Origin of the sequence: Pseudoxanthomonas kaohsiungensis (assembly GCF_010211765.1) — a bacterium.
GTDB lineage: Bacteria > Pseudomonadota > Gammaproteobacteria > Xanthomonadales > Xanthomonadaceae > Pseudoxanthomonas > Pseudoxanthomonas kaohsiungensis.
In genome coordinates, this window is record NZ_PDWO01000059.1 from 1 (window position 1) to 581 (window position 581).

At 66.3% G+C, this 581-nt stretch carries 2 protein-coding genes; both read right to left on the reverse strand.

The window, feature by feature from the left end:
* Positions 1–391 (reverse strand): GTPase (locus CSC66_RS17275; RefSeq protein WP_202935697.1); only part of this gene is annotated, 391 nt, incomplete at its 3' end.
* Between the two features lie 7 nt (positions 392–398).
* Positions 399–521, reverse strand: coding sequence for a hypothetical protein (locus CSC66_RS17720; RefSeq protein WP_274381885.1), 123 nt, complete (start codon positions 519–521; stop codon positions 399–401).
* Positions 522–581: the final 60 nt, after the last annotated feature.

A 581-nucleotide genomic window follows, 5' to 3' on the forward strand; every position in this document is an offset into this window, starting at 1 on the left:
GCGTGTCGATCAGCACCAGGCCGTCGTGCTGCGCCTCGTCGAGCACGGCGTGTTCGGCGTCCGTGGTGGTGCCGTGCAGGACGCCGACGCGGAACGCCTCGCGCCCGAGCAGGGCGTTGCCCAGCGCCGACTTGCCGGCGGAGACGCGACCGAACACCGCCACGTGCAGCTCGCCGCGTTCGAGCCGGGCCAGCATGCTTTCGATGCGGCGGAATTCGCCGGCCAGCTCGCTGCGCACCGAAGGCGGGATCGCCGGGTCGTCGAGCAGGCTGCGCAGGCTGTCGGCGACGCGGCTGGAACCGTCATCGACGCGCGCGGTGGGTGCGGTCCCGCGCGCCGGTTCGTGCCGGAGCCGGCTGCGCAGGCGCCGCCACCAGGACGCGTCGCTCATCGAGGGTCTACTTCGCGGCCAACTGCAGGTGCGCGGTGATCTTCACCTCGGCACCGATCACCGAGGTGTCGGCGTACTCGCCAAAAAAAACAAAAACGTAGCAAAATATAAGGAGAGCGTCTATGATCACTATCGAACAGCATACACGGAGAATATAACCGCAGATCAGATTCTTACTGTGGATCGCCTT